The 17,489-nt window shown below is 66.9% G+C and carries 17 protein-coding genes and 1 pseudogene; 13 read left to right on the top strand and 5 right to left on the bottom strand.

Features of this window, described 5'->3' with window-relative positions; all coding sequences use genetic code 11:
- Window positions 1-75: 75 nt before the first annotated feature.
- The 8 genes and pseudogenes from BMZ43_RS20740 to BMZ43_RS20710 all read left to right on the top strand — a co-directional run bounded on the left by BMZ43_RS20740 (window position 76) and on the right by BMZ43_RS20710 (window position 8,171).
- The gene (locus BMZ43_RS20740; protein WP_231356057.1) at window positions 76-1,269 is read left to right on the top strand and encodes a maltoporin; all 1,194 of its coding nucleotides are present in this window, start codon (window positions 76-78) and stop codon (window positions 1,267-1,269) included.
- A 63-nt stretch (window positions 1,270-1,332) separates the two neighbouring features.
- Window positions 1,333-2,361 (top strand): sugar ABC transporter substrate-binding protein, encoded by a 1,029-nt coding sequence (locus tag BMZ43_RS20735; RefSeq protein WP_093256241.1) that lies wholly within the window; start codon window positions 1,333-1,335, stop codon window positions 2,359-2,361.
- Window positions 2,362-2,459: 98 nt separating this feature from the next.
- Complete coding sequence (locus BMZ43_RS20730) at window positions 2,460-3,542, top strand: ABC transporter permease (protein ID WP_059315992.1); 1,083 nt, start codon at window positions 2,460-2,462, stop codon at window positions 3,540-3,542.
- Complete coding sequence (locus BMZ43_RS20725; protein ID WP_085984308.1) at window positions 3,542-4,309, top strand: ATP-binding cassette domain-containing protein; 768 nt, start codon at window positions 3,542-3,544, stop codon at window positions 4,307-4,309. Before BMZ43_RS20730 ends, BMZ43_RS20725 begins: the two co-directional genes overlap by 1 nt.
- Before the next feature lie 182 nt (window positions 4,310-4,491).
- A pseudogene (locus tag BMZ43_RS27500) lies at window positions 4,492-5,520 on the top strand (cache domain-containing protein); the annotation flags it as partial.
- A 153-nt stretch (window positions 5,521-5,673) separates the two neighbouring features.
- Entirely contained in the window at window positions 5,674-6,378 is a 705-nt protein-coding gene (locus tag BMZ43_RS27495; protein WP_371913896.1) for a methyl-accepting chemotaxis protein, read from the top strand.
- A gap of 113 nt (window positions 6,379-6,491) precedes the next feature.
- On the top strand, window positions 6,492-7,850 hold the full coding sequence (locus BMZ43_RS20715) for a nucleobase:cation symporter-2 family protein (protein WP_093256237.1): 1,359 nt from the start codon (window positions 6,492-6,494) through the stop codon (window positions 7,848-7,850).
- Between the two features lie 120 nt (window positions 7,851-7,970).
- Window positions 7,971-8,171, top strand: a complete 201-nt coding sequence (locus tag BMZ43_RS20710) for a hypothetical protein (RefSeq protein ID WP_068383394.1) — start codon at window positions 7,971-7,973, stop codon at window positions 8,169-8,171.
- Here BMZ43_RS20710 and BMZ43_RS20705 read toward each other — a convergent pair.
- Complete coding sequence (locus BMZ43_RS20705; RefSeq protein WP_093256234.1) at window positions 8,168-8,662, bottom strand: 2-thiouracil desulfurase family protein; 495 nt, start codon at window positions 8,660-8,662, stop codon at window positions 8,168-8,170. The genes BMZ43_RS20710 and BMZ43_RS20705 overlap by 4 nt on opposite strands.
- Window positions 8,663-8,882: 220 nt before the next feature.
- Window positions 8,883-9,515 carry a 2OG-Fe(II) oxygenase gene (locus BMZ43_RS20700; RefSeq protein ID WP_064307892.1) on the bottom strand — a complete coding sequence of 211 codons (633 nt, stop codon included), beginning with the start codon at window positions 9,513-9,515 and terminating at the stop codon, window positions 8,883-8,885.
- A 178-nt stretch (window positions 9,516-9,693) separates the two neighbouring features.
- On the opposite strand from BMZ43_RS20700, the gene BMZ43_RS20695 reads away from it, so the two are divergent.
- Window positions 9,694-10,431 carry a DUF2059 domain-containing protein gene (locus tag BMZ43_RS20695; RefSeq protein WP_017640739.1) on the top strand — a complete coding sequence of 246 codons (738 nt, stop codon included), beginning with the start codon at window positions 9,694-9,696 and terminating at the stop codon, window positions 10,429-10,431.
- Window positions 10,432-10,437: 6 nt separating this feature from the next.
- On the opposite strand, the gene BMZ43_RS20690 is transcribed toward BMZ43_RS20695, so the two are convergent.
- Window positions 10,438-11,376, bottom strand: a complete 939-nt coding sequence (locus BMZ43_RS20690; RefSeq protein WP_017640740.1) for a phospholipase BipL — start codon at window positions 11,374-11,376, stop codon at window positions 10,438-10,440.
- A 182-nt stretch (window positions 11,377-11,558) separates the two neighbouring features.
- Here BMZ43_RS20690 and BMZ43_RS20685 point away from each other — a divergent pair, with 182 nt between their 5' ends.
- The 4 genes from BMZ43_RS20685 to BMZ43_RS20670 are packed head-to-tail and all read left to right on the top strand — an operon-like array spanning window position 11,559 to window position 16,296.
- Window positions 11,559-12,029, top strand: a complete 471-nt coding sequence (locus BMZ43_RS20685) for a MarR family transcriptional regulator (protein WP_017640741.1) — start codon at window positions 11,559-11,561, stop codon at window positions 12,027-12,029.
- Between the two features lie 3 nt (window positions 12,030-12,032).
- Entirely contained in the window at window positions 12,033-13,487 is a 1,455-nt protein-coding gene (locus BMZ43_RS20680) for an efflux transporter outer membrane subunit (RefSeq protein ID WP_093256231.1), read from the top strand.
- A gap of 16 nt (window positions 13,488-13,503) precedes the next feature.
- Entirely contained in the window at window positions 13,504-14,715 is a 1,212-nt protein-coding gene (locus BMZ43_RS20675; RefSeq protein ID WP_093256228.1) for an HlyD/EmrA/EmrK family protein, read from the top strand.
- A 54-nt stretch (window positions 14,716-14,769) separates the two neighbouring features.
- The gene (locus tag BMZ43_RS20670; RefSeq protein WP_093256226.1) at window positions 14,770-16,296 is read left to right on the top strand and encodes a DHA2 family efflux MFS transporter permease subunit; all 1,527 of its coding nucleotides are present in this window, start codon (window positions 14,770-14,772) and stop codon (window positions 16,294-16,296) included.
- A gap of 8 nt (window positions 16,297-16,304) precedes the next feature.
- On the opposite strand, the gene BMZ43_RS20665 is transcribed toward BMZ43_RS20670, so the two are convergent.
- The gene (locus tag BMZ43_RS20665) at window positions 16,305-16,679 is read right to left on the bottom strand and encodes a c-type cytochrome (protein ID WP_017640745.1); all 375 of its coding nucleotides are present in this window, start codon (window positions 16,677-16,679) and stop codon (window positions 16,305-16,307) included.
- Window positions 16,676-17,488 (bottom strand): bifunctional DNA-formamidopyrimidine glycosylase/DNA-(apurinic or apyrimidinic site) lyase, encoded by an 813-nt coding sequence (mutM, locus tag BMZ43_RS20660; RefSeq protein ID WP_093256224.1) that lies wholly within the window; start codon window positions 17,486-17,488, stop codon window positions 16,676-16,678. Before mutM ends, BMZ43_RS20665 begins: the two co-directional genes overlap by 4 nt.
- Window position 17,489 lies beyond the last annotated feature (1 nt).

Here is a 17,489-nt window from a genome sequence, read left to right as displayed (position 1 = left end):
AACAACAATAAACAGGGAACATAAATGAATAAGAAAAAGGCTATGCCCTTGGCCAGGGTTTCGGTCGCCTCCTTGATGAGCACCCTCCTGCTGATTCCTTCGGCACACGCCCTGGAAACGATCGGGTACTTCCGTACCGGGCTCGGCGATTCCTCCGGTTCCGATTCCATGCGCTGCTTCAAGCTGCAGGGCGCGCAGTCCAAGTACCGCCTGGGCAACGAGTGCGAACAGTACGGCGAACTGGCACTCAAGCAGGACGTCCTGACCCTCAACGACGGCTCGGCAGTCGGCGTATACGGCATGGGCAGCTTCTTCAACCGCTACGACCGCACCCCGACCTTCAACGGGGACAATGGCGAGATCCGTGCCGTCCAGGCCTATGCCTACTGGAACAACATCGCCGCGCTGAACGGCGGTAATCTCTGGGCCGGCCGCCGTTACTACAAGCGGAACGACATCCACATCTCCGACTTCTTCTACTGGAACCAGAGCGCCACCGGCGGCGGTATCGAGGACGTCAACATCGGCGGTCTCAAGTACAGCCTGGCCTTCTCGCGCAAGGATAACCAGAACCAGAAGGACTTCCAGAACCGCCTCGACTTCAACGTCGCCGGTTTCAACACCAACCCCAATGGCTCGCTGGAGATCGGCGTCAGCTACCTGGACAAACCCACCAACCAGCCCAACGCCAACAGTGGTGTAGCCGTGACGCTGCAGCACAAGCAGGCCAACTTCATGGGCTGGGGCGGCGTGAACACCTTTGCCGTACAGCGCGGCCAGGGCCCGGGCACGGCGCTGGGCAGCACCGGCGATCCGACCCTGAGCAGCGCCGACGTCTCCTATCGCGTCGTCGACTTCTTCGACTGGCAGATCAGCCGCTACTGGGGTGGCCAGATCGCCGCGGTCTACCAGAAGGACGAACGTCCCAACGGCAATGACCTACGCTGGACCTCGCTGGGTGGCCGTCTGGTGTACGGCATCACCGACCAGTTCAAGTTCTCCACCGAACTGGGCCATGATCAGGTGCAGGCTCCCGGCGGCACCCGCAAGCTGACCAAGCTGACCCTGGCGCCTACCTGGTCGCCCAAGGGCCCGGAATTCAAGACCCGTCCCGAATTCCGCCTGTTCTACACCTATGCCGCCTGGAACCGGGCAGCTCAACAAGCGGCCGACGACTTCGACGCCGGCTCCGCGCTGTCGAGCACCGGCACCTTCGGCAACGATCTGCACGGCTCCAACATCGGCTTCCAGATCGAGCAGTGGTGGTAACAGCTTCACCGCGACCGGCGTGCTGCCGGTCGCGTTCCTGTCTCCGAAACTGAGCGCACAACAATGAAAAGAACCGTCTCCCTCGCGTCCTTCGCCGGTTGCCTGTTGGCGGCCGCCCTCGCCAGCGGCACCGCCCAGGCAGCACCCGTTTCCGCCTGCCTCATCACCAAGACCGATACCAATCCCTTCTTCGTGAAGATGAAGGAAGGCGCCAGCGCCAAGGCCAAGGAGCTGGGGATGACGCTCAAGGCCTATGCCGGCAAGATCGACGGCGACAGCGAAAGCCAGGTCGCCGCCATCGAGACCTGCATCGCCGACGGTGCCAAGGGCATCCTCATCACCGCGTCGGACACCAAGGGCATCGTGCCCAACCTGCAGAAGGCGCGTGAGGCCGGCCTGCTGGTGATCGCCCTGGACACCCCGCTGGATCCGGTGAGCGCGGCCGACATGACCTTCGCCACCGACAACCTCCTGGCCGGCAAGCTGATCGGCCAGTGGGCGCGGGAGACCCTGGGTGACAAGGCCAAGGACGCCCGGGTGGCCTTTCTCGACCTGAACGCCTCCCAGCCCTCGGTGGACGTCCTGCGCGACCAGGGCTTCATGCTCGGTTTCGGCATCGATCCCAAGGATCAGAGCCGCATCGGCGACGAGACCGATCCACGCATCGTCGGCCACGACGTGACCAACGGCAACGAGGAAGGCGGCCGCGCAGCGATGGAAAACCTGCTGCAGAAGGACCCGACCATCAACGTGGTGCACACCATCAACGAACCGGCCGCCGCCGGTGCCTACGAGGCGCTCAAGGCCGTGGGTCGCGAGAAGGACGTGCTGATCGTCTCCATCGACGGCGGCTGCCCGGGCGTGCACAACGTCGCCGACGGCGTCATCGGTGCCACCTCCCAGCAGTACCCGCTGCAGATGGCCGCGCTGGGCATCGAGGCGATCAAGACCTTTGCCGACACGGGCAAGAAGCCTACCGCCACCGAAGGCAAGAGCTTCGTCGACACCGGCGTGAAACTGGTGACGGACAAGCCGGTACCCGGCATCCAGTCCATCGACAGCAAGACCGCCCTGCAGAAATGCTGGGGCTGATGGCCCCTCGTCTACGCTAGAGCAGACCGATCGCCCCGCCAGCCGCGCCGGCGCGGGCGATCGCCTCTCGGCCGCTTTCCCGCTATCAGGAGATTGCCATGAGCGATCCGACCTCGCCCTCCTCGTCCGGCCAGCCCTTCGAACAGGTGCTCAAGCACAGCGCCACGGAAGTCGCCTCCTTCGCCCGTGACGAGCGCAGCCCGCTCGTCAAATTCCGCCACTTCCTGCATTCGCGCCCCTCGGCGGTCTCCCTGCTGGTGCTGCTGCTGTCGCTGGGCATCTTCGGCGCCCTGCTGGGCGGCAAATTCTTTTCCGCCTTCGCCCTCACCCTGATCCTGCAACAGGTCGCCATCACCGGGATCGTCGGCGCGGCCCAGACCCTGGTGGTGATCACCGCCGGCATCGACCTTTCAGTAGGCGCCATCATGGTGCTGTCCTCGGTGGTCATGGGCCAATTCACCTTCCGCTATGGCCTGCCGGTGGAGCTGTCGATCCTCTGCGGCCTGGTGGTGGGCACCCTGTGCGGCATGGCCAACGGCTGGCTGATCGCCCGCATCAAGCTGCCGCCCTTCATCGTCACCCTGGGTATGTGGCAGATCGTGCTCGCGGCCAACTTCCTCTATTCGCGCAACGAGACCATCCGCGCCCAGGAAATCGGCGCGACCGCGCCGCTGCTGCAGGTGTTCGGCGACAATTTCCGCCTGGGTGGCGCGGTCTTCACCTACGGCGTGATCGCCCTGGTGGTGCTGGTCGCCCTGCTCTGGTACGTGCTCAACCACACCGCCTGGGGGCGTCATCTCTATGCCGTGGGCGACGATCCCGAGGCCGCGGCGCTGGCCGGGGTCAACGTCCGGCGCATGCTGATCACCGTGTACGGCCTGTCGGGGCTCATCTGCGCCTTCGCCGGCTGGGTGCTGATCGGCCGCATCGGCTCGGTCTCGCCCACCGCCGGCCAGTTCGCCAACATCGAGTCCATCACCGCCGTGGTGATCGGCGGCATCTCGCTGTTCGGCGGCCGTGGCTCCATCCTCGGCATGCTGTTTGGCGCCCTGATCGTCGGCGTCTTCGCCCTCGGCCTGCGGCTGCTGGGCACCGACGTGCAATGGACCTATCTGCTGATCGGCACGCTCATCATCGCGGCCGTGGCTATCGACCAATGGATCAGAAAGGCGGCCAGCTGATGACTACCGAACCCCTGCTGATGGCGCGCGGCCTAGTGAAGCGCTATGGCCGCGTTACCGCCCTCGACCACGCCGACTTCGACCTGCTGCCCGGCGAGATCCTCGCCGTGATCGGCGACAACGGCGCCGGCAAGTCCTCCTTGATCAAGGCCATCTCCGGTGCCCTGCGCCCGGACGAGGGCGAGATCCGCTTCGAGGGCCAGCCAGTGCAGTTCGCCTCGCCCATCGCCGCGCGGCGCGCCGGCATCGAGACGGTCTACCAGAACCTGGCGCTGTCGCCGGCGCTGTCCATCGCCGATAACCTCTTTCTCGGTCGCGAACTGCGCAAGCCGGGGCTGCTGGGCACCCTCTGCCGGACCCTGGACCGCAAGGAAATGGAGCGCATCGCCCGGGAAAAACTCTCCGAGCTAGGGTTGATGACTATCCAGAACATCAACCAGGCGGTGGAAACCCTGTCCGGTGGCCAGCGCCAGGGCGTCGCCGTGGCCCGGGCGGCGGCCTTCGGTTCCAAGGTGATCATCCTCGACGAACCCACCGCGGCGCTGGGGGTGAAGGAGTCGCGCAAGGTGCTGGAGCTGATCCTCGACGTGCGGGCCCGCGGCATCGCCATCGTGCTGATCTCCCACAACATGCCCCATGTGTTCGAGATCGCCGATCGCATCCACATCCACCGGCTGGGTCGCCGGTTGACGGTGATCGATCCGCGCGAGCATTCCATGGCCGACGCCGTGGCCCTGATGACCGGTGCCCAGACGGTGGCCGCCTAGTCGACTTCGACTGACCAGGCACCCTCCCGGGTCTTCCAGCCGGCAGTCGCCTTGGAAGACCCGGGTGGGGCCGCCTACCCAGAAGCGGATCGTCGCTTCTGCGACGAAAATCTGACCGAACGCTCAAGTTATCGCGCACTTGCACCGATAAAGCCTGAATAATTATTTCGGAGCTACACAACGTGCCTGCCTTGTCGTTGAAACAGAAACTCTCGTTGTCTGCCACCGCGGCCGTGCTAGTGGTGGGTGTAGGTCTGACGACAATCAACTTCTTCAACACCCGTGCGGCCCTCGAAGCCTCCACGATCGAACAGCTGAAGACCGTCAGCTTCGTCTTCAACGGCGGTGTCCGCCAGTGGTTCGACGGCAAGGCCGCAGCGTTGCGCGCCCTGGCGGCGGACACCCAGGAGACGAACCTTCCGGCTGCTCTCAATCAGGTCAAGCGTTCCGGCGGCTTCGACAACGTCTTCTATGCCCGCGGCGATGGCAGCCAGGTCAATGCCAATGGCGTCCAGCTGCCGCCGGACAACAACGATCCGCGCAAGTGGCTGTGGTACCAGCAGGCGCAGCAGAATCCCGGCAAGGTGTTCTTCTCCATACCCACGGTGGCGGCGGCGACCAAGCAGAACGTGCTGTCCCTGGGCTGGGCGTTGCAGTCCGGTGGCAAGACCAGCGCCATCCTCGGCGCCGACGTCAGCATCGGCGACATCCTCGATCAGCTCAAGCGGGTGCAGCTGCCGGGTGCCGGTAGTGCCGTACTGGTCAACGGCCAGAACATCGTGCTGGGGCATGAAAACACCGCCCTGTTGGCCAAACCGCTCACCGAGCTCTATCCCCAGCTCACCGCGGACACCCTCCAGCGGCTGGCCCAGGCGCCCGGCGAGCGCTATGTCGAGACCAACGCCGGCCAGCGGCTCTATGCCGCGCCCATGAATCGCGACGGCGAGACCCTGGTGATGATCGTCGATAGCGGCGTCCTGCTGGCACCGCTACAGCGGCAACTCTGGATCAGCATCGTCATCCTGGCCGTGGTGCTGGGGGGCTCGCTGCTGCTCATCAACCTGCTGTGCAGCTATCTGCTGCGGCCGCTGGGCGTGGTCTCGACCGGTCTGCAGGTGATCGCCGACGGCCAAGGCGACCTGACCCGGCGCATTGCCGTACAGAGCAACGATGAAGTCGGCGGCCTGGCCGGCCACTTCAACCAGTTCGTGGCCAGCCTGCACGGCCTGATCGGTGGCGTGCGCCAGCATGCCCAGAGCGTGGACGCCGAATCGCAAAAGGTCCTGCAGCGCAGCGCCGCGGCTACCCAGGAGCTGGGACGTCTGCAGCAGGAGATCACCCTGGTGGCCACCGCCGTGACGGAGATGTCCTCGGCCACCCAGGAGATCGCCCGCAATGCCGAGCAGACCGCCGCGGCCATTCGCCAGTCCTCCGATAGCACCGCCCAGGGTCTGACGCTGGTGCAGACCAGCAAGGAATCCATCAACAGCCTGGCCCGGGAAGTCGACGACGCCACCCGGGTGATCGGCGAGCTGGATCACCACTCCCAGGCCATCGCCAAGGTGCTGGACAGCATCCAGAGCATCGCCGAGCAGACCAACCTGCTGGCGCTCAACGCGGCCATCGAGGCGGCCCGCGCCGGCGAACATGGTCGCGGCTTCGCGGTGGTCGCCGACGAGGTGCGGACGCTGTCGCAGCGGACCCAGGCCTCGACCCGGGAGATCAACGAGACCATCGGCACCCTGCAGCAGATGACCCGCCAGGCGGTGCAGCGCATGGACAGCAGCATGGCCATCGCCGAGCGCAGCGTCGCCGACGTGGAACGCGCCTCCAGCGCCCTGGAAGAGATCGCCCAGAGCGCCGGCGTCATCTCCGAAATGTCCCTGCAGATCGCCACGGCGGCCGAGGAGCAGACCTCGGTCACCGAGGAGATCACCCGCAACGTCATCACCATCAAGGGCCTCGGCGACACCCTGGCCAGCGGCGCCGAGGATTCGGAACGTCAGTCGCGCTCCCTGCAGCATCACGCCGCCGATCTCAATCGCGACGTGGCCCGCTTCATCCTGTAAGACGTAAGGCATAGCCGCCGCCCCCCAGGTCGGCGGCTTTCTCCAGGCCGAAGACCCTGCGCCACGGGGCGGGCATCCGGTAAGATCGGCGCTTTTTCCGTGACGACTCCGCCATGTCCCAGCCCTCCCGCTCCGAACTGCTCTACGGTCCCCAGGACCGACCGCGCCCGCTGATCGCCCTGCTCGCCGCCATCCAACACCTGCTGGCGATCATCGTGCCCATCGTCACCCCCGGTCTGCTGATCTGCCAGGCCCTCGGTGTCTCGCCGCGCGACACCAACCTGATCGTGTCCATGTCGCTGGTGATCTCGGGCATCGCCACCTTCGTCCAGTGTCGCCGCTTCGGTCCCTTCGGTGCCGGGCTGCTGATCGTCCAGGGCACCAGCTTCAATTTCGTCGGCCCGCTGATCGCCGGAGGCGCGCTGATGGTCAAGAACGGCACGCCGGTGGAAGCCGTGATGGCGGCCATCTTCGGCGTGGTCATGGCCGGCTCCTTCGTCGAGATGGGGGTGTCGCGGGTGCTGCCCTTCGTCAAGCGCCTCATTACCCCGCTGGTGACCGGCATCGTGGTGCTGATGATCGGCCTGACGCTGATCAAGGTCGGCCTGATCAGCATGGGCGGCGGCTTCGCGGCGCTGGGCAACGGTACCTTCGCCAACGGCGAGAACCTGCTGCTGTCGGGCACCGTGCTGGCCACCATCGTGGTGCTCAATCGCCTGCCGCTCCGTGGCCTGCGCAGCAGCGCCATCGTCGTCGCCCTGCTGCTGGGCTATGCCCTGGCGGCCTGGCTGGGCCGGCTGAATTTCACTGGCATGCACGAGGCCGCCTGGGTGCAGATCCCGATGCCACTGCACTTCGGCCTGGGCTTTTCCTGGTCGCTGTTCGTGCCCCTGCTGGTGATCTATCTGGTGACCTCGCTGGAGGCCATCGGCGACATCACCGCCACCAGCAAGGTCTCCCGCGAACCGGTGGAAGGCCCGCTGTGGATGCAGCGGATCAAGGGTGGCGTCTTGGTCAACGGCGCCAACTCGCTGCTGGCCGGGCTCTTCAACACCTTTCCCAGTTCGGTGTTCGCCCAGAACAACGGAGTGATCCAGTTGACCGGCATCGCCAGTCGCCATGTCGGCCTCTGGATCGCCGCCATCCTGGTCCTGCTGGGGCTGTTCCCAGCGGTGGCCGGGGTGATCCAGGCGGTGCCCGAGCCGGTGCTCGGGGGCGCGGCCATGGTGATGTTCGGCGCGGTCGCCGCCTCGGGGATCAACATCCTCGCCAGTGTCGAACTGGACAGACGCGCGCTGCTGATCATCGCCGTGTCCCTGGCCCTGGGCCTGGGCATTTCCCAGGTGCCGGAATTTCTCGCCCATATGCCTGCGGGCCTGAGAGCGGTGCTGGAATCCGGCGTCACCACCGGCGGCCTGTGCGCCCTGCTGATGAACTGGTTCCTGCCGGAGACGCCCAAAGCCGCTGGCTAGACCGATTTTTCATCCGCGGGCTGAAGTTCCACGCGGGGGTGCCGATAGCCTGGGCAAGTCACCTGTGGACTCGCCACGATCGTCGTTTCGATCGTGAGCGACCCACCCAGCAGAGCGCCCATGATCAGCCCGGATGTTCCTGTCGTTAAGGTCCCGCTGCGCGAATATGCCGCCTTGGCGCGCGCCATGGGCGCCACCGTCTTTGCCCAGAACCTCGAGAAGCAGCCGGGCGAACTGGTCGGCTGGCGCTTTCCCAAGGGCTGCTTCGTGCAGAAGGCGTACTTCCAGATGCTGCTGGGCCGCCAGCCGGAAACGCTCTAGGGGTTACCGTCCAGCGCCGCGAGAAAGCGCTGCGCCTCGGCCAGTTCGGTCTCGTTGAAGACGGCGACCCCGGCGCGCTTCAGCGCCGCCGCAGTGACGCCCTCACCGGCTACCCGGGTGCCGCTGAAGCGGCCATCGTAGTTTTCCACATTGCCGCACGAGGGACTGCGGGCCTTGAGCACCGCCACGCGGATGCCATGGCGCGCGATCAGTTCGAGGGCGACCATGGCACCGGCGACAAAGGCGGCGCTGACGTCCTCTCCTGTCTCGGTCATGACCGGTAGCCGACCGTCCAGCACCGCCCCGCCCTGGCCGCCGGGGATCTCCGCGGGCGGACGCGGCGTGGGCAGGCCACCGGCCACCTCCGGACAGAGGGGCACGATGCGCCCTTCCGCCTGCCAGGCGCCCAGCAGATCGAAGGGGCCATGGGCACCGCCGTCATAGCGCACCCGATGCCCCAGCAGGCAGCGACTCACCAGTATCTTTTCCATGCACCCTCCCGGTCCGCCGCCAGTCTACGCCCTGGGCTTTGTCTGAAAAGTGCCTGCGCTCGGCCATGCTGCGTTAAAAATCCGCTGGGTCGCCAGCCCGGCCTAGGCGGCCCCGTCGCAATGCTCATTTACCACTCGTAAACTCGAGCGCGAGTCCGATCCGCTTCCTCACGGATTTTTGCCTTGCCTAGCCTTCGCTCAGCGACTTTTCAGACAAGCCCTAAGCCTGCAGCGGATTCTCGCCACGGCGGCGGAACCAGCCGGTCAGCGACAGCCGCTCGCGGGTGGCCGGCAGCACCTCGTGGGGCAACTGCCCGGAGAGAAAGCACACCAGGCTGCCCCCCAGGGGCAGGACATCCTGCTGGCGCTGCTCATCCAGATAAAGGCGCAGCTCGCCGCCCTGCTCCGGCAACCAGGCGTCGTTGAGATAGAGCACCAGGGAGACCATGCGCCGGTCGTCGTCGCGGAAGCGATCCAGATGGCGGGCATAGAAGGCGCCGGGCGGATAGAGGGCGAAGTGGCTCTCGTAGTCTTCCAGGCCCAGGAACAGGGTGCGGTTGAAGGCCTCGCGCAGGGTATCCATCAGGTGCAGGTAGCGCTGCACGCCCGGATGGGCATCGTCCGGTTCCAGCCAGGCGATGTGATCGCCACGCACGCCCTCACGGATCAGCGGGCTGTCGCCACGGCCGATGCCGGCGCGCTCCAGTTCGCCGCGGGCATGGCGCAGCCGGCATTCGGCGGCCAGCTCGGCGGTGAGGTCCGGCGGCAGGAAGATGCTCTGCCGCGACCAGCCATGGCTGGCGAGATCGTCGACGATACGTTGCAGCAGGGGATGCTCGGGGTGCAGAGCCATCGCGGGAACCGTAGGAACCGGACCAGGCCGGCGGGATGCCGAGTGTAAGAGAAGTCGGCCACGGCTGCGCGCCTGCCTTGACCAGGCGACGAATGCCCGGGATGAGCGCCTCGACAGCCAGCCTGGGGTTGCCGACAATGGCGGACTTTCCGGCTCCGTGCCGCTGCCCGAGGTGTCCATGCGCGTTCTGTTCGCTTCCCTGCTTTTCGCCATCAGCCTGCCCGCCCTGGCCGACGATACGGTCAGCCTCTATCAGGCCGCAGGTTGGCCCGAGCAGCGCGGCCACTTCCGCGACGCCCTGCAGGCCGCCCAGCAGCGCTATCAGAACAGCCTGCCGCCGGCGCTCTACCAGAGCCTGGTGGACAACAGCAACAAGCGTTATACCGCCGCGGCCATCGACCAGCGGGCCCTGGCCGCGCTGCGCCAGAGTCTGCCCGCCGAAGGCCCCGCACTGCAGTTCTTCCAGTCGCCCGTCGGGCGCAAGGTGGTCGCCGCGGAAATCGCCGCCACCCGCAGCGATCAGCTGGCCAAGCATGCCAACGGCGTCCCCCAGGTGCAGGCCAGCCCGGCCCGGCGCGCCCAGGCCAAGCGCCTGGCCACTGCCCTGCCCGTGCGTGAAGCCGGCGCCGAGGTCAGCGTGGCCCTGGCGGGCCTCGCCGCCGACAGCCTGAGCTCGATGCTGCCGGGCCTGATGGGGCAGCAGCAGTCCGGCGGCATGATCGAGCAGCAGCGCCAGCGTTTCATCCAGCAGATGAATGCCGGTGACCTGGAGAACACCCTGCTCTATGTCTACCGCACCCTGAACGACAACGAACTCGGTCAGTTCGCCGACTTCGCCAGTTCGCCCAACGGCAGTGCCTACTACCGGGCCGCCGTGGCCGCGCTGCGCGCCGGTCTGGGCAGCGGCGGGCAGTAAGACGGCTCAGGCGAGACGCTCGTCCAGCCAGCGAAAGTAGCGCTGGCGCAGGGCCTCGGTCTCGTTGACCAGATGGTGCCGCGCCTCCGGCAGGCGCAAGACCTCGGGCCGGGTGAACTTGGCCTCCAGCACCCCCAGGTTGTGCCGCCAGTCGACGGTGAAATCCTGCTCGCCCTGGATCACCAGCGGGCTACGGGTACTGGCCGGCGCCCCTTCCAGTTGCGGAATCCAACGCGCCAGGGCGCCGACCCATAGGGCCGGCAGTTCCCTGGGCTGCAGGCTGTCCTGCTGCAGAAAATCGAGAAAGGCCGGATCGCCGGAATTCACCGAAAAGCGCCGCGGCAGGGCCCGCACGAAGGGCTTCACCAGCCGATAGGTCCACAGGCTCTGGCGCCAGGCGTGGGGCCTGACCAGAGGCGCCAGCAAGATCGTCTCGCCCAGCTCGGGGGCAGGCTCGCCGCGCAGCAGATAGTCCAGCAGGATGGCGCCGCCGGTGCTCTGGCCCAGCAGGTGCCAGGGCCGGGGCAGGTCCAGGCGCCGGGCCTCGGCGATCAGCGCCGTCAGGGCGGTCTGGTATTCGGCGAAGTCGTTGATGCTGGCGCGGGCGCCACTGGACAACCCATGCCCAGGCAGGTCGCAGGCCAGCACTGCCAGCTGCCGCGACAGGGCCCAGTCCACCACATGGCCATAGAGGCCCATGTGATCGTAGTAGCCGTGCAGCATCAGCAGGCTGCCCCGCGGCTCGCGCGGCCACCAGCCCTGGATGGCGAGCTGATAGCCACCGGCCGCGAGCGCGCCCAAGGCCACCGTCACCTCGGGTCGCGTCCGGCTGTCCGCCAGGCGGTAATGGGCGCGATAACCCAGGTGGTCGTCAGCCGCGGGCAGGTCGCGGTGCAGGGGCACCAGGGTCCCGCGCAGTCGGTCTAGATCGAAGGAAGAGATCATGGGTCGGTTCAAGGTGAAGTTGCCACCATGATCAGCGTCCAGACCGCCACGGGACAAGGGGCCGCCAACAGACTTTTCCAATTGTTTCAGAATGCGCAACTCTCCCCTGCGCAAAGGTGTCTGAATATTTCACTGCCTAGGCAGTATTCTGGATGCGCTTGATTGCCTGGGCAGATACTGCAATGTCACATTTCGACCGTAGCAACTTTCCATTGCGCAACTCCGTAGGTCATCTGATCCACCTGGCGAACCAATACAAGGATCGCGTGCTGGACAGCCACCTGGCGCCTTACGACATCACCGCTGCCCAGTTCAAGGTGCTGCTGCTGCTTGCTCGCGACCAGACCGACACCCCGGCCGAACTCAGCCGCTGCCTGTCCCTCGACAGCGGCGCCATGACCCGCATGCTCGATCGCCTGGAAGCCAAGGGCCTGCTGCGCCGGGTGCGCAGCCTGAGCGATCGCCGCCAGGTGCGGCTGGAGTTGACCGCCCAGGGTCAGGCCCTGAGCAGTGAACTCATGCAGATCGGCGTGGATGCCCTCAATGACCTCACCCACTGCCTGGATCGCCAGGAGCTGGATGACCTCGAACGCCTGCTGCGCCGCCTGCTCAGCCCCTCCGGCCTGCTGCCGGAGACCTCTGGAGACCTCTGACCCATGACCTTTCGCCTGCCGTTGACCGCCCTCTGCGCCGCCCTGCTGCTGGCCGGCTGCGTGTCGTCCGAGGGGTTGCACACCCAGGGACGCGCCGTGGATCCGGCGACGCTCAAGGGCGACGCCACCTTTGCCAGCGATCGCCTCTCTCCCGCCCAGTGGCCGAGCGCCGACTGGTGGACCCGGCTGGGCGATCCGCAGCTCGACAACCTGATCCGCGAGGCCCTGCGCGACAGCCCCTCGCTGCAGGAAGCCGATGCGCGCAGCCGCCAGGCCGATGCCGCCGTGCTCGCCGCCGATGCCGATCGCTATCCACAGATCAACGCCAACGGCGGCGTGACCCGCTCGCGCCTGGCACGGCCGGATGACCCCGTCGGCCAGGGCGAGCGCTACAGCACCCTGCGCCAGTTCGATGTGAGCGGCAGCTACAGCTTCGATCTCTGGGGTGGCCAGCGCGCCGCCTGGGAAGCTGCGCTCGGTCGCGCCCGCGCCGGCGAGGTGGATCGCCAGGCCGCCCGCCTGACGCTGGCCGCCGACGTCAGCCGCGCCTACAACCAGCTCGGCCTGGCCTATGCCAATATGGACGTGGCCCAGCAGGACCTGGAGCGTACCCGCGGCATGCTCGACCTGGCCCAGCGCCGGGTGGACGCCGGCCTCGACAGCGACTACCAGTTGCAGCAGACCCAGAGCCTGGAGGCCAGCTCCGCCGCGGCCCACACCGCCGCCGAACAGCAGGTGCGTACGGCGCAGATCCGCCTCGCCGTACTGCTGGGCAAGGGGCCCGACCGCGGCGCCGAGATTCCCCGACCCAAGCTGATCGCCCCTGCCGCGGTGAATCTGCCCGGCCAGCTGCCCGCCGAACTGGCCGGTCGCCGCCCGGACCTGATCGCCGCCCGCTGGCGGGTGGAGGCCGCGAGCAAGGACATCGCCGCCAGCAAGACCAACTTCTATCCCAACCTCAACCTGACCGTGGCCGCCGGCAGCAAGGCCATCCTCGGCGATGCCCTGTTCGGCGGGCCGGCGCGCTTCTTCAACGTGGGTCCGGCGCTGTCCCTGCCGATCTTCGATGGCGGTCGCCGTCGCTCCGATCTCGCCAGCCGCGATGCCGACTATGACCTCGCGGTGGCCCAGTACAACCAGACCCTGGTGCAGGCGCTGGGCGACATCGCCGACGCCATCACCCGCCAGCGCTCGCTGGACCAGCAGATCGTCGAACAGCAACGGGCCCGCGACATCGCCAAGAGCTCCTTCGACATCGCCATGCAGCGCTATGGCGCCGGCATCGGCAACTACCTCGACGCCCTGACCGTCGAGCAGCAGTTGCTGCAGGCCGAGCGCCAGCTGGCCAGCCTCCAGGCCGATCGCATCGACAGCGGCGTGCTGCTGATGCAGGCCCTGGGTGGCGGCTTCCAACCGTCCACACTGCCGCCGGCGCCCGCCGCCGCGGCCACACACTGATACCGAGAGCCCGACCATGGCCGATTCCGCCGCAACCCCCAACGACAATGCCCAGGAGCAGAAGCCGCAGCGCTCCGGCAAACGCAAACTCTTCCTGCTGCTCCTGCTGCTGGTGGTGATCCTGGCCGGCGTGGGCGTCTACTGCTACCACCTGTTCTATGGCCGCTTCCATGCCAGCACCGACGACGCCTACGTCAACGGCAACCTGGTGCAGATCACGCCCCAGGTCGTCGGCACCGTGACCCGCATCGCCGTGGACGATGGCGACTACGTTCGCCAGGGCCAGCCGCTGGTGGAATTCGATCCCAGCGACACCGCCGTGTCCCAGCAGAGCGCCGAGGCCAATCTGGCCAAGACCGTGCGCCAGGTGCGCGGCCTGTACAGCAACGTCGACAGCTACAAGGCCCAGGTGGCCGCCCGGCGTGTCGAGGTCGAACGGGCCCGCGCCGACTACGCCCGCCGCCAGCAGCTGGCCAAGGGCGGCGCCATCTCCAAGGAAGAACTGGCCCACGCCCGTGACACCCTGGTGTCGGCGCAGAGCTCCCTGACTTCCGCGCAGCAGCAACTGGACACCAACCAGGCGCTGGTGGACGACACCGAGATCGCCTCGCACCCGGACGTCAAGGCCGCCGCCGCCCAGCTGCGCCAGGCCTATCTGAACCATGCCCGCAGCACCCTGGTGGCACCGGTCAGCGGCTATATCGCCAAGCGCTCGGTGCAGGTCGGCAGTCGTGTGCAGCCCGGCGCGGCGCTGATGGCCGTGGTGCCCCTGGACCAGATCTGGATCGACGCCAACTTCAAGGAAACCCAGCTCGCCGAGATGCGTATTGGCCAGCCGGTGGAAATCCATTCCGATCTCTATGGCGACGACGTGCGCTATCGCGGCGTGGTGGAAAGCCTGGGCGTGGGTACCGGCAGCGCCTTCTCGCTCCTGCCGGCGCAGAACGCCACCGGCAACTGGATCAAGATCGTCCAGCGCCTGCCGGTGCGGATCCGCCTGGAAGGCGACAACCTGGACAAGCACCCGCTGCGCATCGGCCTGTCGACCGTGGTCGATGTCGACCTGCACGACCAGGACGGCGCCCGCCTGCCCACCACCACGCCGCAGCAGCCGCGCTACAGCACCGATGTCTACGATCACCAGCTGGCCGAGGCCGATCAGCTGATCCAGCAGATCGTCCACAACAACGGTCCGGCCGCCCGCACCGCCGGTGTCGCCAAGCGCTGACAGCCAAGGAGGCTCCCTGCGAGCCTCCCCGCCCACCCCTTCTGGTAATCCGTCATGAGCGATAACGCCTTTCGCCCGGCGAGCCTGCTGCTCGCCACGGTGGGCCTGTCCCTGGCCACCTTCATGCAGGTGCTCGACACCACCATCGCCAACGTCGCCCTGACCACCATTTCCGGCAACCTCGGGGTGAGTTCGGAACAGGGCACCTGGGTCATCACCGCCTTTGCCGTGAGCAACGCCATCGCCCTGCCGCTGACCGGCTGGATGGCGCGCCGCTTCGGCGAGGTCAAGCTGTTCATGGCCGCCGTGGTGCTCTTCGTCATCACCTCGTTCCTGTGCGGCATCGCCACCTCCATGCCGGAGCTGGTGATCTTCCGCGCCATGCAGGGTTTCGTCGCCGGCCCGCTCTACCCCATGGCCCAGACCCTGCTGCTGGCGATCTTTCCGGCGGCCAAGCGCGGCATGGCCCTGGCGCTGCTGGCCATGGTGACGGTGGTGGCGCCCATCATCGGACCCATCGCCGGCGGCTGGATCACCGACAACTACAGTTGGCCATGGATCTTCTTCATCAACATCCCCATCGGCATCTTCGCCACCCTGGTGGTCTGGAGCCAACTGGGCAAGAAGCCGGAAAAGCTGGTGCACCAGCCCATCGACTATGTCGGGCTGATCCTCCTGGTGCTGGGTGTGGGCGTATTGCAGGTGGTGCTGGACAAGGGCAACGACCTGGACTGGTTCGAATCCAACCTGATCTGCCTGGGCGCGGCCTTTTCCGCCGTGGCCCTCACCGCCCTGGTGATCTGGGAGCTGACCGACAAGCATCCCATCGTCAACCTGCGGCTGTTCCGCTATCGCAACTTCAGCTTCGGCACCCTGGCGCTGGTGCTGGGCTATTCGGGCTTCTTCGGCATCAACCTGCTGCTGCCCCAGTGGCTGCAGACCCAGCTCGGCTACACCCCGGTGTGGGCGGGCCTGGCCGCGGCGCCCATCGGCATCCTGCCGGTCATCCTCTCGCCGCTGGTAGGGAAGTTCGCGCACAAGACCGACCTGCGCCTGCTGGCCGGGGGCTCCTTCCTGGTGATCGGGGCCTCGTGCTTCATGCGCGCCACCTTCAACAACGAGGTGGACTATCGCCACATCGCCGAGGTACAGACCTTCATGGGCCTGGGCGTGGCGCTGTTCTTCATGCCCACTACCAGCATCCTGCTGTCCAGCCTCAAGTCGTCGGAGCTGGCGGACGGCGGCGGTCTGGCGACCTTCCTGCGGGTGTTGGGTGGCAGCTTCGCCTCCTCCCTGACCACCTGGTTGTGGCAGCGTCGCGCCATCCATCACCATGCCCAGCTGACCGAGGACGTCACCGTCTACAGCCCGGCCACACAGCATTACCTGGACGCCCTCGGCGGGCCGTCGCAGCAGGCCTATGCCCAGCTGGACAAGGTGGTGGAAGGCCAGGCCTATATGCTCTCCACGGTGGACTACTTCACCCTGCTCGGCTGGATCTTCATGGGGCTGTTCCTGATCATCTGGCTGGCCAAGCCGCCCTTTGCGGCCAAGCCGGGGGCCGGCGGTGGCGACCACTAGGACAGGGTCTAGGGCGCGTGATGCTGGGTCTGCAGGTAGTCGGCGATGTCGCCTAGATCCTCGGCGTCACCGATGCCCCAGAATCTCATCTTGGTGCCTGGCACCTTCTGCTCGGGATCACGCAGAAAGGCCGCCAGGGCCTCGCGATCCCAGGCGAAACCGGCCTGGCGCATGGCTTCGGAGTAGTTGTAGCCGGCCAGACTGCCGGCCTGGCGGCCGAAGAGGTCGTTGAGCTGGGGGCCGAAGCCGGACTGGGCGCCGGGCCCCACCGAATGGCAGTTGTGGCAGCGCCGCAGGAAGAGATTGCGGCCGTTGTCGGCATCGGCCCAGGCCAATTCACCACTGAGCAATGCCAGCACGGCCAGCCCAGCCAGGCCCTTCATCGCTGGCACTTCCGGCAATAGACGCTGGCGCGCTGGCCCAGGCGGATCTCTTGCAGGCCCGTCCCGCAGACCTTGCAGAATTCGCCCTTGCGGCCGTAAACGAACAGCTCCTGCTTGAAATAGCCCGGCGCGCCGTCGCCGCCGATGAAGTCGCGCAGGGTGGTGCCGCCACTCTCGATGGAGCGCGCCAACACCTTCTTGATCTCGACGGCCAGGCGCTCGTAGCGCGCCCGGGAAACGCTGCCAGCGGCCCGGCGGGGATCGATGCCGGCAGCGAACAGTGCCTCGGCGGCGTAGATGTTGCCCACCCCCACCACCACGGCGTTGTCCATGATGAAGGGCTTGACCGCCATGCTGCGTCCACGCGACAGCTCGAACAGCCGACCGCCGTCGAAGGCCTCGGTCAGGGGCTCAGGGCCCAGCTTGCTGAGCAGCACATGGGCGTGGGGATCCTGGGTCCAGAGCAACGCACCGAAGCGCCGGGGATCGGTGTAGCGCAGCGACAGCCCGGATTCCAGCTCGATGTCGACGTGCTCGTGCTTGGCCGGCGGCTGGTCGGCCGGCACCAGGCGCAGGCTGCCGGACATGCCCAGGTGACCGATCAGGGTGCCGCTCTCGGCGCGGATCAGCAGGTACTTGGCCCGTCGCTCCACGGCCTCGATGCGCTGACCGGAGAGGCGCACGTCCAGGTCTTCGGGGACGGGCCAGCGTAGCCGACCATCGCGGACGATGACCCGGCGTACGCGCTGACCGACGACATGGGGCTCGATGCCCCGGCGAGTGGTTTCGACTTCAGGTAATTCGGGCATG

It is taken from the genome of Pseudomonas sp. Snoq117.2, from assembly GCF_900110545.1.
In the GTDB taxonomy this organism is placed as follows: domain Bacteria; phylum Pseudomonadota; class Gammaproteobacteria; order Pseudomonadales; family Pseudomonadaceae; genus Chryseomonas; species Chryseomonas benzopyrenica.
Note: the sequence above shows the minus strand (reverse complement) of the source record. Positions and strands in the feature narration are given on the sequence as shown.

Excerpts from the sequence above, each read along its gene's own strand:
- BMZ43_RS20740 (WP_231356057.1), top strand. The coding sequence starts at position 76 with ATGAGCACCCTCCTGCTGATTCCTTCGGCACACGCCCTGGAAACGATC.
- BMZ43_RS20735 (WP_093256241.1), top strand. The coding sequence starts at position 1,333 with ATGAAAAGAACCGTCTCCCTCGCGTCCTTCGCCGGTTGCCTGTTGGCG.
- BMZ43_RS20730 (WP_059315992.1), top strand. The coding sequence starts at position 2,460 with ATGAGCGATCCGACCTCGCCCTCCTCGTCCGGCCAGCCCTTCGAACAG.
- BMZ43_RS20725 (WP_085984308.1), top strand. The coding sequence starts at position 3,542 with ATGACTACCGAACCCCTGCTGATGGCGCGCGGCCTAGTGAAGCGCTAT.
- BMZ43_RS27495 (WP_371913896.1), top strand. The coding sequence starts at position 5,674 with ATGTCCTCGGCCACCCAGGAGATCGCCCGCAATGCCGAGCAGACCGCC.
- BMZ43_RS20715 (WP_093256237.1), top strand. The coding sequence starts at position 6,492 with ATGTCCCAGCCCTCCCGCTCCGAACTGCTCTACGGTCCCCAGGACCGA.
- BMZ43_RS20710 (WP_068383394.1), top strand. The coding sequence starts at position 7,971 with ATGATCAGCCCGGATGTTCCTGTCGTTAAGGTCCCGCTGCGCGAATAT.
- BMZ43_RS20705 (WP_093256234.1), bottom strand. The coding sequence starts at position 8,662 with ATGGAAAAGATACTGGTGAGTCGCTGCCTGCTGGGGCATCGGGTGCGC.
- BMZ43_RS20700 (WP_064307892.1), bottom strand. The coding sequence starts at position 9,515 with ATGGCTCTGCACCCCGAGCATCCCCTGCTGCAACGTATCGTCGACGAT.
- BMZ43_RS20695 (WP_017640739.1), top strand. The coding sequence starts at position 9,694 with ATGCGCGTTCTGTTCGCTTCCCTGCTTTTCGCCATCAGCCTGCCCGCC.
- BMZ43_RS20690 (WP_017640740.1), bottom strand. The coding sequence starts at position 11,376 with ATGATCTCTTCCTTCGATCTAGACCGACTGCGCGGGACCCTGGTGCCC.
- BMZ43_RS20685 (WP_017640741.1), top strand. The coding sequence starts at position 11,559 with ATGTCACATTTCGACCGTAGCAACTTTCCATTGCGCAACTCCGTAGGT.
- BMZ43_RS20680 (WP_093256231.1), top strand. The coding sequence starts at position 12,033 with ATGACCTTTCGCCTGCCGTTGACCGCCCTCTGCGCCGCCCTGCTGCTG.
- BMZ43_RS20675 (WP_093256228.1), top strand. The coding sequence starts at position 13,504 with ATGGCCGATTCCGCCGCAACCCCCAACGACAATGCCCAGGAGCAGAAG.
- BMZ43_RS20670 (WP_093256226.1), top strand. The coding sequence starts at position 14,770 with ATGAGCGATAACGCCTTTCGCCCGGCGAGCCTGCTGCTCGCCACGGTG.
- BMZ43_RS20665 (WP_017640745.1), bottom strand. The coding sequence starts at position 16,679 with ATGAAGGGCCTGGCTGGGCTGGCCGTGCTGGCATTGCTCAGTGGTGAA.
- mutM (WP_093256224.1), bottom strand. The coding sequence starts at position 17,488 with ATGCCCGAATTACCTGAAGTCGAAACCACTCGCCGGGGCATCGAGCCC.